This is a genomic window from Elioraea tepida (assembly GCF_019203965.1).
GTDB lineage: Bacteria > Pseudomonadota > Alphaproteobacteria > Acetobacterales > Acetobacteraceae > Elioraea_A > Elioraea_A tepida.
Genome location: NZ_CP076448.1, coordinates 3187005 through 3198638, shown reverse-complemented (window position 1 = coordinate 3198638; position 11634 = coordinate 3187005). Strand labels below are relative to the sequence as shown.

Annotated in this window: 15 protein-coding genes; 6 read left to right on the top strand and 9 right to left on the bottom strand. The window is 70.8% G+C overall.

Annotated elements, in window-relative coordinates; translation table 11 throughout:
• Positions 1–25: 25 nt before the first annotated feature.
• The 6 genes from KO353_RS15370 to KO353_RS15345 all read left to right on the top strand — a co-directional run bounded on the left by KO353_RS15370 (position 26) and on the right by KO353_RS15345 (position 5556).
• A complete protein-coding gene (locus KO353_RS15370) occupies positions 26–631 on the top strand; it encodes a CoxG family protein (protein ID WP_218285648.1) in 606 nt (201 codons plus the stop codon).
• 114 nt (positions 632–745) lie between these two features.
• Positions 746–1663 (top strand): AAA family ATPase, encoded by a 918-nt coding sequence (locus KO353_RS15365; RefSeq protein ID WP_218285647.1) that lies wholly within the window; start codon positions 746–748, stop codon positions 1661–1663.
• Positions 1664–1707: 44 nt separating this feature from the next.
• Positions 1708–2871, top strand: coding sequence for a vWA domain-containing protein (locus KO353_RS15360; RefSeq protein ID WP_235691919.1), 1164 nt, complete (start codon positions 1708–1710; stop codon positions 2869–2871).
• Positions 2868–3197 carry an XdhC family protein gene (locus KO353_RS15355; RefSeq protein ID WP_218285645.1) on the top strand — a complete coding sequence of 110 codons (330 nt, stop codon included), beginning with the start codon at positions 2868–2870 and terminating at the stop codon, positions 3195–3197. Before KO353_RS15360 ends, KO353_RS15355 begins: the two co-directional genes overlap by 4 nt.
• The gene (locus KO353_RS15350) at positions 3194–3919 is read left to right on the top strand and encodes an XdhC family protein (protein WP_218285644.1); all 726 of its coding nucleotides are present in this window, start codon (positions 3194–3196) and stop codon (positions 3917–3919) included. Before KO353_RS15355 ends, KO353_RS15350 begins: the two co-directional genes overlap by 4 nt.
• Positions 3916–5556 carry an NTP transferase domain-containing protein gene (locus tag KO353_RS15345; RefSeq protein ID WP_218285643.1) on the top strand — a complete coding sequence of 547 codons (1641 nt, stop codon included), beginning with the start codon at positions 3916–3918 and terminating at the stop codon, positions 5554–5556. Before KO353_RS15350 ends, KO353_RS15345 begins: the two co-directional genes overlap by 4 nt.
• 147 nt (positions 5557–5703) lie before the next feature.
• Here the strand turns inward: KO353_RS15345 and KO353_RS15340 are convergent, their stop codons facing one another.
• From KO353_RS15340 to sufC, 9 genes are all read right to left on the bottom strand, one after another.
• Positions 5704–6018: an ArsR/SmtB family transcription factor gene (locus tag KO353_RS15340; protein WP_235691918.1), complete on the bottom strand. Its 315-nt coding sequence runs from the start codon at positions 6016–6018 to the stop codon at positions 5704–5706.
• Between the two features lie 111 nt (positions 6019–6129).
• On the bottom strand, positions 6130–6723 hold the full coding sequence (locus KO353_RS15335) for a malonic semialdehyde reductase (RefSeq protein WP_218285642.1): 594 nt from the start codon (positions 6721–6723) through the stop codon (positions 6130–6132).
• Between the two features lie 30 nt (positions 6724–6753).
• Complete coding sequence (locus KO353_RS15330; RefSeq protein ID WP_218285641.1) at positions 6754–6990, bottom strand: DUF2798 domain-containing protein; 237 nt, start codon at positions 6988–6990, stop codon at positions 6754–6756.
• Positions 6991–7005: 15 nt separating this feature from the next.
• Positions 7006–7371, bottom strand: a complete 366-nt coding sequence (locus tag KO353_RS15325) for a HesB/IscA family protein (RefSeq protein ID WP_218285640.1) — start codon at positions 7369–7371, stop codon at positions 7006–7008.
• 28 nt (positions 7372–7399) lie between these two features.
• A complete protein-coding gene (locus tag KO353_RS15320; protein ID WP_218285639.1) occupies positions 7400–7774 on the bottom strand; it encodes an SUF system Fe-S cluster assembly protein in 375 nt (124 codons plus the stop codon).
• Positions 7771–8250 carry a Fe-S cluster assembly sulfur transfer protein SufU gene (sufU, locus tag KO353_RS15315; RefSeq protein WP_218285638.1) on the bottom strand — a complete coding sequence of 160 codons (480 nt, stop codon included), beginning with the start codon at positions 8248–8250 and terminating at the stop codon, positions 7771–7773. Before sufU ends, KO353_RS15320 begins: the two co-directional genes overlap by 4 nt.
• Entirely contained in the window at positions 8247–9509 is a 1263-nt protein-coding gene (locus KO353_RS15310) for an aminotransferase class V-fold PLP-dependent enzyme (protein WP_218285637.1), read from the bottom strand. Before KO353_RS15310 ends, sufU begins: the two co-directional genes overlap by 4 nt.
• A complete protein-coding gene (gene sufD / locus KO353_RS15305; protein WP_218285636.1) occupies positions 9506–10903 on the bottom strand; it encodes a Fe-S cluster assembly protein SufD in 1398 nt (465 codons plus the stop codon). Before sufD ends, KO353_RS15310 begins: the two co-directional genes overlap by 4 nt.
• Positions 10878–11633, bottom strand: a complete 756-nt coding sequence (sufC, locus tag KO353_RS15300) for a Fe-S cluster assembly ATPase SufC (protein WP_456236915.1) — start codon at positions 11631–11633, stop codon at positions 10878–10880. Before sufC ends, sufD begins: the two co-directional genes overlap by 26 nt.
• Position 11634 lies beyond the last annotated feature (1 nt).

Genomic DNA, 11634 nt, shown 5'->3' with positions numbered 1-11634 from the left:
CCCTGTTGGACATGGACGCGACACGATGGAGATGACCGGCGAGCGCCGTATCCCTGCGCCGCGCGAGACCGTCTGGCGGGCCCTGAACGACCCCGAGGTGCTGAAGGCATCGATCCCGGGCTGCGAGCACATCGAGCGGATCAGCGACACCGAACTCTCCGCCCGCGTGGCTGTGCGCATCGGCCCGATGAACGCGCGCTTCTCCGGGCGCGTGCAGCTCTCCGATCTCGACCCGCCGAACGGCTACACGATCACCGGCGAGGGGCAGGGCGGCGTGGCCGGCTTCGCCAAGGGGGGAGCGACAGTGAAGCTTGTCGAGGACGGCCCCGGGGCGACGCTGATGACCTATGCGGTGAAGGCCCAGGTCGGGGGCAAGATGGCGCAGCTCGGTGCGAGGCTGATCGACAGCACCGCCCGCTCCATGGCCGATCAGTTCTTCGACCGTTTCGCTGCCCGGGTCGCTGCCGATGTCGGCGCCACACCCCCGCCCCCGGTCGCGGCGGCCGCGGCCAAGCCGGGCTTGGGCGCTCTCCCGCGCTTCCCGCCGCCTGCCGAAATCGCCGGCCTGCCGACCGTGTTCTGGGGCGGTCTCGCGGTCTGGATCGTGATCGTGCTCCTGATGGTGCTGTGAGAGGCCTGCCGCTTCCCGCCTGGGTCGCCTGCCTCGTGCTGCTCACGGGTCTATTCTTGTGGTTGGGGCACGCCCTCGGATGACGGCGCCGCCCCGGCCGTCTAGGCTCACGCGATGGATGCTGTGACCCCTCAGCCCTCCCTGCCCGCGAGCGTCGACGAGACGATCGCGCTCCTTGCCCGCGGCGACTATGTCGCCGACCGGGCGCTCGCTACCGCCGTCCACCTCGCGCTTGCGATGAACCGGCCGCTCCTTCTCGAGGGCGAGGCGGGGGTTGGAAAGACCGAAATCGCCAAGGTGCTCGCCGCGACGCTCGGGCGGCGGCTGGTTCGGCTTCAGTGCTACGACGGGCTCGATCTCGCCTCGGCTCTCTATGACTGGAACTATCCCCGCCAGCTCCTCGAGATACGGCTCTTCGAGGCTGCTGGGGCGCGCGACAAGGAGGCGCTTGCGAAGGGCATCTTCGACCGGCGCTTCCTGATCGAGCGGCCGCTTTTGCAGGCGATCAGCCCCGAGGGGGGCCCGGCCGTGCTCCTGATCGACGAGCTCGACCGGGCCGACGAGCCGTTTGAGGCCTTCCTGCTCGAGCTTCTGGCCGACTTCCAGGTGACGATCCCCGAACTCGGCACCATCCGGGCGGAGACGCCGCCCGTCGTGATCCTGACCTCGAACCGAACCCGCGAGATCCACGACGCTCTGCGACGCCGCTGCCTCTACCACTGGGTCGACTTCCCCTCCGCCGAGCGCGAGCGGGCGATCCTCCGCCTCAAGGCGCCGCAGGCCGGGGAGCGGCTGTCGCACCAAGTGGTCGCCTTCGTGCAGCGTCTGCGGAAGATGGACCTTTTCAAGATGCCCGGGGTCGCCGAGACGATCGACTGGTGCAGCGCGCTCTCCCATCTGGATGCGACCGAGCTCGACCCCGCGCGGGTGGAGGAGACGCTCGGCGTGCTGCTCAAGTACCAGGACGATATCGCGCGCATCCGCGGCGAGCAGGTGGCCTCGCTCGTCGCGGACGCGAAGGCCTCGGCCTGATGCTCCCTCCGCCGCAGGGCGGAGGGTGCCTCGCGGCGAACGTGATGCAGTTCGCGCGCATGCTGCGCCGCGCCGGCATCCCCGTGGGGCCAGGCCAGGTGATCGATGCCCAGGCCGCTCTCTGCCACATCGACCTCACCGCGAAAGCGGAGGTGCACGCGGCGTTGCGCGCGGTCATGGCCACGCGTCGCGAGCAGCACGAGGTGTTCGACGCCGCCTTCGCCCTGTTCTGGCGCAACCCTGAGCGCGCGATCGCCGAGAGCGTGATGGCTGCGCTCGACGGCGCACGGCGGCAGGCCGAGCCGCAGAAGCCCAAGGCAGGCAGCCGCCGCGCGGCGGAGGCGATGGCGCCGCGCGAGCGGCGGGAGCCGCCCAAGCAAGAGCCGGAGCGCGAGCACCTCGAGGCGGCGCTGCTCGTCTCGGCCGAGGAACGGCTGCGCAAGATGGATTTCGAGGCGATGAGCGAGGAGGAGGTTCGGGCCGCGCGCGCCGCCATCGCGCGCCTGAGACTCCCCTTCGACGAGCTCCCCACCCGACGCTTCCGCCCCGACCCGCTCGGGCCCCGCGCCGACCTCAGAGCGACGCTGCGCCAGTCGCTGCGCGAGGGCGGCGATCTCGTCGAGATCGCCCGCAAGCGGCGGCGGACGCGCACGCCGCCGCTCGTCGTGCTCGCCGACATCTCGGGTTCGATGGCGCGCTATGCCGCGGTCCTGCTCGCCTTCCTGCATGCGGTCGCGAACGACCGCGCACGCGTGCACGTGTTCCTGTTCGGCACACGGCTGACGAACGTGACGCGCGCGCTGCGCCACCGCGACCCCGAGGTGGCGTTCCAGATGGTCGCCAACATCGTCCCCGACTGGTCGGGTGGAACGCGGATCGGCGAGACGCTGCACACGTTCAACCGAGAGTGGGGCCGGCGCGTTCTAGGCCAGGGAGCGACGGTTCTTCTGATCACCGACGGGCTCGATCGCGAGGGCGGCAAAGGCCTTGCCGAGGAGGCCGAGCGGCTCAGCAAGTCCTGCCGGCGCCTGATCTGGCTCAACCCGCTCCTGCGCTGGGAGGGGTTCGAGCCGAAGGCGGCCGGGATCCGCGCGATCCTGCCGCACGTGGACGATTTCCGCCCGGTGCACAATATCGAGAGCCTGCAGGCGCTGGTGCACGCCCTCTCCGGCCCGGCGTCGCAGAGACGATGGAGGAAGGCGGCATGAGCACGCTCACGGATGCCGAGGACATCCTCGGCCTCGCCTCGTCCTGGCGCGAGGCGGGCGAGCGCGTGGCGGTGGCGACCGTGGTGGAGACCTGGGGCTCCTCCCCGCGCCCGCCCGGGAGCCAGATGGCGGTGAGCGAAACCGGGCGGATCGCGGGCTCCGTCTCGGGCGGCTGCATCGAGGGGGCGGTGGCCGAGGCCGCACGCGCGGTGATCGAGACCGGCACGCCGCAGCTGTTGTCGTTCGGTGTCACCAACGAGCGGGCCTGGGAGGTGGGCCTCGCCTGCGGCGGAAAGGTGTCGGTGTTCGTCGAGAGGCTCGGATGACGCCGACCCTGCTCGCGGCGCTGACCGCCGCACGGGCGGCGAAGCGGCCGGTCGTGCTCGCCACGCGGCTGGCCGACGGCACCCAGGCGCTTGTGACGGAGGACGGCACCCACGGCGCCGCCCTGCCGGAGCCGCTCGCCGCCGCCGCCCTCGCCGCCCTTGCCGAGGACGAGAGCCGGACCGTCGAGCACGACGGCCAGCGCTGGTTCCTGCACGTCCATGCCCCTCCCCGGCGTCTCGTCGTGGTCGGGGCGGTCCACATCGCCCAGGCGCTGGTGCCGATGGCTCTGCCGCTCGGCTTCGCCGTGACGGTGATCGACCCGCGGCGCGCCTTCGCCACGGCAGAACGTTTCCCTGGGGTTACGATCTCGGATGCCTGGCCGGACGAAGCTCTGGACGCGCTCGGCCCCGATCGGCGCACCGCCGTCGTCACCCTTACCCATGATCCGAAGCTCGACGACCCCGCACTCGACCGCGCGCTGAGGTCGGAGGCCGGCTACATCGGCGCGCTCGGCAGCCGCCGCACGCATGCGGCGCGGCTTCAGCGTCTCGCGGCGCTCGGACATGGGCCGGAGGCGCTCGCACGGATCCGCGGCCCCGTCGGGCTTCCCATCGGGGCGGTGACGGCGCCGGAGATCGCGCTCTCGATCCTCGCCGAGATCGTCGCCGTCCGGCGCGGGGCGGAGATCGTCTCGTCTCCGCAACAGGGTATGGCGGCTTGATCTTCGGGCGGTTCCCCCTCGCCGAGGCGGGCGGCGCCATCCTCGCCCACACGCTGAAGGCGGGGGACCGCACGCTGAAGAAGGGCCGCGCGCTCGGGCCCGACGATCTCACGGCCCTTGCCGCCGCCGGGATCGCCGAGGTGGTGGCCGCGCGTCTCGAGCCGGGCGATCTTGGCGAAGACGAGGCGGCGACGCGGATCGCCGAGGCGTTCGCGACCCCGCATGTGCGGGCCACGCGCGCGGCGACGGGGCGGGTGAACCTGATCGCCGAGACGGCCGGCGTGCTCGCCGTCGATGTCGCGCGGCTCGATCGCCTCAACCGCATCGACGAGGCCGTGACGGTCGCCACCCTTCCGCCCTTCGCCCAGGTGGCGGCGGGGGAGATGCTCGCGACAATCAAGATCATCCCTTTCGCCGCACCGGCCACAGCCGTGGACCGGGCTGTGGCGAGCGCGCGCGAGGGCGGGCCGCTTCTGTCGCTCCATCCCTTTATGCCGCGCCCCGTCGGCCTCGTTCTCACGCGGCTTCCTGGCATGAAGGAGAGCATCCTCGACGGCACGGAGGCGGTGACGCGCGCACGCGTCTCCGCGCTCGGCGCGACGCTCCTGCCGCCGCGGCGGGTCGGCCACACGGAGGCGGAGGTCGCAGCGGGCTTGCGCGCGCTCGCGTCGGAAGGCGCGCGGATCCTGCTCGTCTCCGGTGCCTCGGCGGTGGTCGACCGGCGCGACGTCTGCCCGGCCGGGATCGTCGCCGCGGGCGGGCGGATCGAGCATTTCGGCATGCCGGTCGACCCCGGCAACCTGCTCTGCCTGGGCCGGATCGGCGACATCCCGGCGGTCGTTCTTCCCGGCTGCGCGCGCAGCCCCAAGCTCAACGGGTTCGACTGGGTGCTGCAGCGTCTTATGGCCGATCTCCCTGTCGGCCGCGAGGAGATCATGGCGATGGGGGCGGGCGGCCTGCTCAAGGAGATCGAGACGCGCCCTCTGCCGCGCGCCCAGGCGGCCGAGGCCGAGCCGCGCCGGCAGCGGCGGCGAATCGGCGCGATCGTGCTCGCGGCCGGCCGATCGAGCCGCATGGGCCCGCGCAACAAGCTCCTGATCCCTGACCGTTCCGGCGTGCCGATGGTGGCGCGGGTCGTGGACGCGGTGCTCGCGAGCCCCGCCCGGCCCGTAGTCGTCGTCACCGGGCATGCGTCGGAGGAGGTGCGGGCGGCGCTCGCCGGGCGCGCGGTGCGCTTCGCGCACAACACCGAGCATGCGCAAGGGCTTTCGAGCTCCCTTCGCACCGGGCTCGACGCGCTCGGCGAGGAGGCGGATGCCGCTCTCGTCTGCCTCGGCGACATGCCCCTCGTCGGCTCCGACCTGATCGGGCGGCTGATCGCCGCCTACGACCCCGACGAGGGCCGTGCCATCGTGGTTCCCACCTTTGGCGGCCGGCACGGCAACCCGGTGCTCTGGGACAGGCGCTTCTTCGCAGAGATGCGGGCGATCACCGGCGATGTCGGGGCGCGGCACCTGATCGGCGCGCACGCGGAGGCTGTGCACGAGGTGCCGGTGGAGGACGACTCGGCGATCCGGGATTTCGATACGCCCGAGCAGGTCGAAGCGGCGCCCGAACTGTTCGGCGACAGGCCGTAGAGGACGAGCCAAAGGCGCCCGTTTTCCCTGGCCCCGGCGCGACCCGTGCTCGCCCCGCGGCCTCAGCCCGAACCGGTCACCATCCCCCTGCGTCGTGGCGCGGCGCCCGACGCTCGCGAGACGGGCGCGCCGCGTTCTGCGACCGGCTCAGGGCTTGCAGAAAACGTCGTGCAGCGTGACCAGCACGCGCTGCGCCGGCCCGGCGACCAGGCGGTAAAACACCGTCGTCCCCTGCCGGCGGTAGGAGACGATGCCTTCCGCGCGCAGCCGCATCAGGTGCTGGCTCACCACCGTCTCGCGGACGCCGACGCGGCGCGCGATCGCGCCGACCGACTGCTCGCCCTCGATCATCGCGCAGAGCATCTTCAGACGCACCGGATTGGCGAGCGACTTCAAGAGCAGCGCAGCCGCCTCGGCGCGCTGGTCGAGCGCGGACATGTCGATCGCGGAGAGGGTATCCATCGGCATCCCTCGTCTGGCCCCTCTATTGGCTTGCAACCAATGCGGCGCCGCGTCCAGCATATTCCAAAGTGCGAATGTCCTGCTGGTGCCGGGTGCCGGCCGGGCGACCGCTCAGAGGAGCTCGCAGACCTCGGTGAAATCGAAGCGCGGCGAGCGCGGGAAGGTCTTCGACGGATCGGCGTGGCCGAGGTTGCAGAGGAAGTTCGTCTTGACCGAGGTGCCCTGCCAGAATTCGCGATCGACCCCCTCCGAGTCGAACCCCGACATCGGCCCTGCATCGAGCCCGAGCGCGCGTGCGGCGAGGATGAAATAGCCTCCCTGGAGCGAGGCGTTGCGCAGCGCGCTCTCGCGGATGAGCTCCGGCTTGCCTTCGAACCAGCTCCGGGCGGAGGGGTTGTGCGGGAAGAGCCGCGGCAGATGCTCGTAGAAGGCGAGGTCCTGCCCGAGCACGGCGACCACGGGCGCGGCCATCGTCTTCTCGACATTGCCGGGCGAAAGATGCGGCCTGAGCCGCTCCTTGGCGGCGGTGGTGACGAGGAACTTGACGCGCAAGGGTTGCATGTTGGCGGAGGTCGGCCCCCACTTCACGAGGTCGTAGAGGGCGACGAGGGTTTCCGGCGGAACCGGCTCGCCGGTCCAGCCATTGGCCGTCCGGGCGGTGCGGAACAGGGTGTCGAGCGCGGCGTCGGGAAGCCTCTCAGCCATCGGTTCTCTCCAGGGGCGACCGGCGCAGCCTCAGCGGCCGGCGGGCTCGGTGACGGCGGCGACGATCCGGCGCACGAGCGGCGCGACCACCAGCACGGTGGGGAAGGCGATCGTCCAGGCGATCGCCCAGGCCCCTATCCAGGCGCCCGGCATCTCCCGCACCGGCCCCAGCGCTTTGAGCGTGGCAATGCCCGAGACGACGAGGCTCATCAGCCCAGACAGAAGGAAGCCAAAGAGCACCGGACCATAGCGTGCGGGAAGGCGCATCGAGCGGCAGCGGTGTCAGACGTGGAAGCTCTCGCCGCAGCCGCAGCGGCCCTTCTCGTTCGGATTGATGAACGTGAAGCCGGAGGAGAGCTTCTCCGAGACATGGTCCATCACGGTGCCGATCAGGAACAGGCTCGCCCGGCGATCGACCAGGATCGTCAGGCCCTTGTCCGTCACCACCTCGTCGTTCGGCCCTGGTTCGTCAACATAGCTCATGTCGTAGGAGAGGCCGGAGCAGCCGCGCGTGCGCACCCCGATTCGCAGGTAGCGCTTCGCGTTCGGCTCGGCGTAGAGGGCGCGCAAACGCTCTGCCGCACGCTCCGTCAGGGTCAGAAGCGGCGGCAGGGTGCGGGGTGTCTTCGGTTCGGCGAGCGTCTCCATGGGCGCAACTCTAGCACGGGCACGGCGGTCAGAACATGTTCACGGCAAGCCGGGCCTCGTCGCTCATCCGCTCCGGCGTCCAGGGAGGGTCCCACACCACCGCGACATCGCAGGCGGTGACACCGGGCACGGCGAGCACGGCGCCGCGTACCTGATCGGGCAGTTCCTGGGCAGAGGGGCAGCCGGGGGCGGTGAGGGTCATCTCGATCCGCACGCGGCCGTCATCCTCGATCTCGATCGCGTAGATCAGCCCGAGCTCGTAGATGTTCACGGGGATCTCGGGGTCATAGACGGTCGCGCAGGCCGCGATCACCGCCTCCTCCGACACGCGCGGAGCGGGCTCGACCTCCCCCTCCGGCGTCCAGGCCGAATGCACTCTCGGTGCGTCCGCTTGGCCGCTCATTCCGTCGTCGCCCTTCCCTCACCTGAAAGCGCGGCATCGAGCGCATGCCACGCAAGAGTCGCACACTTGACCCGCGAGGGGTATTCGGAGACCCCGGCGAACGGGGCGAGCCGCTCCATCGCCTCGGCGACGACCCCCTCGCAGTCGGGGCAGACCCCGGTTCGTGCGAGGGTGCGAAGCGCGCGCCCGATCGCCCGCGCCTCCTCCGCCGTTCGCCCCGGCACGAGCTCGGTCATCAGGCTCGCCGAAGCCTGGCTGATCGCGCAGCCCCGCCCCTCGAAGGTCGCCTCGGCGATGCGTCCATCCGGTGCGAGCCGGAGGAACACCTCCACACGGTCACCGCACATCGGATTGTCGCCCTTGGCAGACCGATCGGCATCGGCGAGGCGACGGTGGTTCCGCGGATGGCGGCCGTGGTCGAGGATCACCTCCTGGTAGAGGTCGCGAAGCTCCTCGAAGGCGGCCGACACCGTCATCCTCTCGCCCCGAAGAAGGACCGCACGCGCGCAAGCTGCTCGGCGAGGAAGTCGATCTCGGCGCGCGTCGTGTAGGCGGCGAAGGAAGCGCGCACGGTGCTGTCGAGACCGAAGCGTTGCATCAGCGGCTCGGCGCAGTGCTGGCCGGCGCGCACGGCAATTCCCTGCCGGTCGAGGAGGGTGGCCACGTCGTGCGCGTGCACACCCTCTAGCGTGAAGCTCACCACGCCGCCACGGTCCTGCGCCCGGCCGAGGATCGACACGCCCTCGATCGCTGCAAGGCGCGCGAGCGCATGGTCGGTCAGCGCCTGTTCATGGGCCGAGATCGCGTCCCACCCAAGCGCTGTCGTCCATTCGATCGCCGCCTTCAGCCCGATCGCCTCGAGGATCGCGGGCGTTCCGGCCTCGAACTTGTGCGGCACCTTCGCCCAGGTGCTGCGCTCGAAGGAAACGGAGGAGATCATGTCGCCGCCGCCGAGGAAGGGCGGCATCGCCTCGAGAAGCTCGCGCCGCGCCCAGAGCACACCGATGCCTGTGGGGCCGTAGAGCTTGTGCCCGGTGAACACGTAGAAGTCGCACCCCAAGGCCTGGACGTCCACCTTCCGGTGCACCGCCGCCTGGCTGCCGTCGAGCAGCACCGCAGCACCTGCGGCGTGCGCGAGCGCGACGATCCGTTCCGCCGGCGTGTAGGTGCCGAGAACGTTCGACATGTGCGTGATCGACACGAGCTTCACGCGCCCATCGGCGAGCCGAGCCTCGAAGCCCTCGAGGTCGAGCTCGCCCGACTCCGTCACGGGCGCGACGCGCAGCTCGACACCGTGCGCGTCGCGCAGCATCTGCCACGGCACGATGTTGCTGTGGTGCTCCATCGCGCTGATCACCACCGCGTCGCCGGGCTTGAGAAAGGCACGGCCATAGCTGTGCGCGACGAGGTTGATCCCCTCGGTGGTGTTGCGGACGAACACGATCTCGTCGCGATCAGGGGCATTGAGGAAGGCGGCGGCAGCGTCGCGCGCCCCCTCGTAGGCCTCCGTCGTCCGCTCGCTCATCCAGTGCAGGCCGCGATGGACGTTCGCATAGCGGTGCTCCATCGCTTGGACCATCGCCTCGATCACCGCGCGCGGCTTCTGCGCCGAGGCGGCGCTGTCGAGGAAGACGAGCGGCTTGCCGCGCACCGTCTCGGAAAGGATCGGGAAGTCGCGTCGGATCGCCGCGACGTCGAGACCGGCGGGGCGCTCGAGCGCGCGGGCGTCGCTCACGCTCCCGCCTCCGTGTGCGCCCGCGCCCACCACCCGGCCGTGGCCTGCCCGAGAGCGCTTCGGAAGGCCTCGTCCTCGACCGCCTCGAGCGCATCGGCGAGGAAGGCTTCGATGAGGATCGCGCGCGCCTCCCGAAGCGGCAGGCCGCGGCTCCGGAGATAGAAGAGCTGGTCGGCGTCGAGCTCGCCGACCGTCGCGCCGTGGCTGCACTTCACGTCATCGGCGTAGATCTCGAGCTGCGGCTTGGCGTCGATCTCGGCCGAAGGGCTGAGGAGCAGGGCCTGGTTCATCTGGTAGCCGTCGGTCTTCTGCGCCGCACGGTGGACGTGGATCTTGCCCTGGAACACCGCGCGCGACCGGCCCGCGAGCACCGACTTGAAGGTCTGCCGGCTCGCGCAGTCCGGAGCGGCATGGGTGATCACGGTCGTGGTGTCGACGTGGCGCTCGCCGTCGCCGAGCTGAGCGCCGTTGAGGTGCGCCGCAGCCTTCGGCCCAGCAAGCGTAGCGTGCACCTCGTTGCGCGCGAGCCGCGCTCCTGTTGCGAGAACGAAACTTTCATACTCCCCGCGCTCGCCCACCTCCGCGAACACGGTCGAGACATGGAACGACCGGCCGGCCTCGGCCTGGAGCCGGACATGGGTGAGCCGAGCACCGGGCGCGAGCGCGATCTCGGCCACCGTGTTGTTGAGATAGGGCGTGGTGCCCTCGCCCACCGCGCTGTCGAACAGGGCGAGGCGCGCACCTTCGGCGAGGCGGATCAGGTGTCGCGGGTGGAAGGCGACCGGCCGATCGCCCGAGGCCGAGCCGACGGAGACGAGATGCAGACGCGCCGCCGCCTCGGGCGGGGCGGTGACGGTGATCACCGCTCCGTCCTCCGCAAGCATGGCGTTGAGCGCGACAAAGGCGGAGGTCTCTGCCCGAGCAAGCGCGCCGAAGCGGTCGCGCACATCCTCCTCGCCCGCTTCGAGCAGCGCGCCGAGGCTCTCGACGCGAACGCCTTCTGGAAGCGAGTCGAGGTCGGAGAGATCCGGCCGGAACCGGCCGTCGAGGAACACGAGCCGCGGTGCCGCGGCATCGGCGATCCCGTCGGGCAGAAGCACCGGGCGATCCACGGCCAGAAGCGGCTCATCGAAGCGCGTCTCGGTCAGTGCGCGAAGCTCGGTGTAGCGCCAGGCCTCGTCGCGGCGCGTCGGGAAGCCCTGACGCGCGAACACCTCCGCCGCCCGTCGGCGCAGTGCCGACACCCAAGGATGGCGATGGCCGGGGAGATGCTCCGCGAGCCCGTCGTGGCGCGCGAGATAGGCCGCCGCGGCAGGATGCAGGAGCGGTGCGGGCGCTGCCGGCGTGTCCTTCGCGGGGCTCGTCACGTCAGGCAGCCTCTTGGAGCTCGCCATACCCCTTCTCCTCAAGCTCGAGCGCGAGCTCCGGCCCGCCGGAGCGGACGATCCGCCCCCCGACGAGCACGTGCACGCGGTCGGGCACGATATAGGTGAGAAGCCGCTGATAATGGGTGATCACGAGCATGCCGCGCTCGGGCGAGCGAAGCGCGTTCACCCCATCGGCTACAATCTTCAGCGCGTCGATGTCAAGCCCGCTGTCCGTTTCGTCGAGGACGCAGAAGGCGGGCTCGAGCACGCTCATCTGCAGGATCTCGTTGCGCTTCTTCTCCCCGCCCGAGAAGCCGACATTGACGAACCGCTTCAGCATCTCCTCCGTCATGCCGAGCGCCTTCATCTTCGCCCGCACGAGCTTGAGGAACTGCATCGCGTCGAGCTCCGCCTCGCCGCGCTTGCGCCGGATTGCGTTCAGCGCCTGGCGCAGGAAGTTCGCGTTGCCGACGCCCGGAAGCTCGACCGGATACTGGAACGCGAGGAAGAGGCCCGCCGCCGCGCGGTCCTCGGGCTCCATCGCGAGAAGGTCCTGGCCCCGGAAGGTCACGCGTCCCCCCGTCACCTCGTAGCCCTCGCGACCGGCCAGCACGTAGCCGAGTGTGGACTTGCCCGAGCCGTTCGGGCCCATGATGGCATGCACCTCGCCCGCCGGAACCGCAAGATCGATCCCCTTCAGCACGGGCTTGTCATCGACCGTCGCGGTCAGCCCCTCGATCGTCAGCATCGCGTCCATG

Coding starts and splice junctions, on each gene's coding strand:
- sufU (WP_218285638.1), bottom strand. CDS start 8,250: ATGACGGTGTCGGCCGCCTTCGAGGAGCTTCGCGACCTCTACCAGGAG.
- KO353_RS15335 (WP_218285642.1), bottom strand. CDS start 6,723: ATGGCTGAGAGGCTTCCCGACGCCGCGCTCGACACCCTGTTCCGCACC.
- KO353_RS15320 (WP_218285639.1), bottom strand. CDS start 7,774: ATGAGCGGCCAAGCGGACGCACCGAGAGTGCATTCGGCCTGGACGCCG.
- KO353_RS15360 (WP_235691919.1), top strand. CDS start 1,708: ATGCAGTTCGCGCGCATGCTGCGCCGCGCCGGCATCCCCGTGGGGCCA.
- KO353_RS15325 (WP_218285640.1), bottom strand. CDS start 7,371: ATGGAGACGCTCGCCGAACCGAAGACACCCCGCACCCTGCCGCCGCTT.
- KO353_RS15340 (WP_235691918.1), bottom strand. CDS start 6,018: ATGGATACCCTCTCCGCGATCGACATGTCCGCGCTCGACCAGCGCGCC.
- KO353_RS15350 (WP_218285644.1), top strand. CDS start 3,194: ATGACGCCGACCCTGCTCGCGGCGCTGACCGCCGCACGGGCGGCGAAG.
- KO353_RS15330 (WP_218285641.1), bottom strand. CDS start 6,990: ATGCGCCTTCCCGCACGCTATGGTCCGGTGCTCTTTGGCTTCCTTCTG.
- KO353_RS15365 (WP_218285647.1), top strand. CDS start 746: ATGGATGCTGTGACCCCTCAGCCCTCCCTGCCCGCGAGCGTCGACGAG.
- KO353_RS15355 (WP_218285645.1), top strand. CDS start 2,868: ATGAGCACGCTCACGGATGCCGAGGACATCCTCGGCCTCGCCTCGTCC.
- KO353_RS15370 (WP_218285648.1), top strand. CDS start 26: ATGGAGATGACCGGCGAGCGCCGTATCCCTGCGCCGCGCGAGACCGTC.
- sufD (WP_218285636.1), bottom strand. CDS start 10,903: ATGGCGAGCTCCAAGAGGCTGCCTGACGTGACGAGCCCCGCGAAGGAC.
- sufC (WP_456236915.1), bottom strand. CDS start 11,633: ATGGACGCGATGCTGACGATCGAGGGGCTGACCGCGACGGTCGATGAC.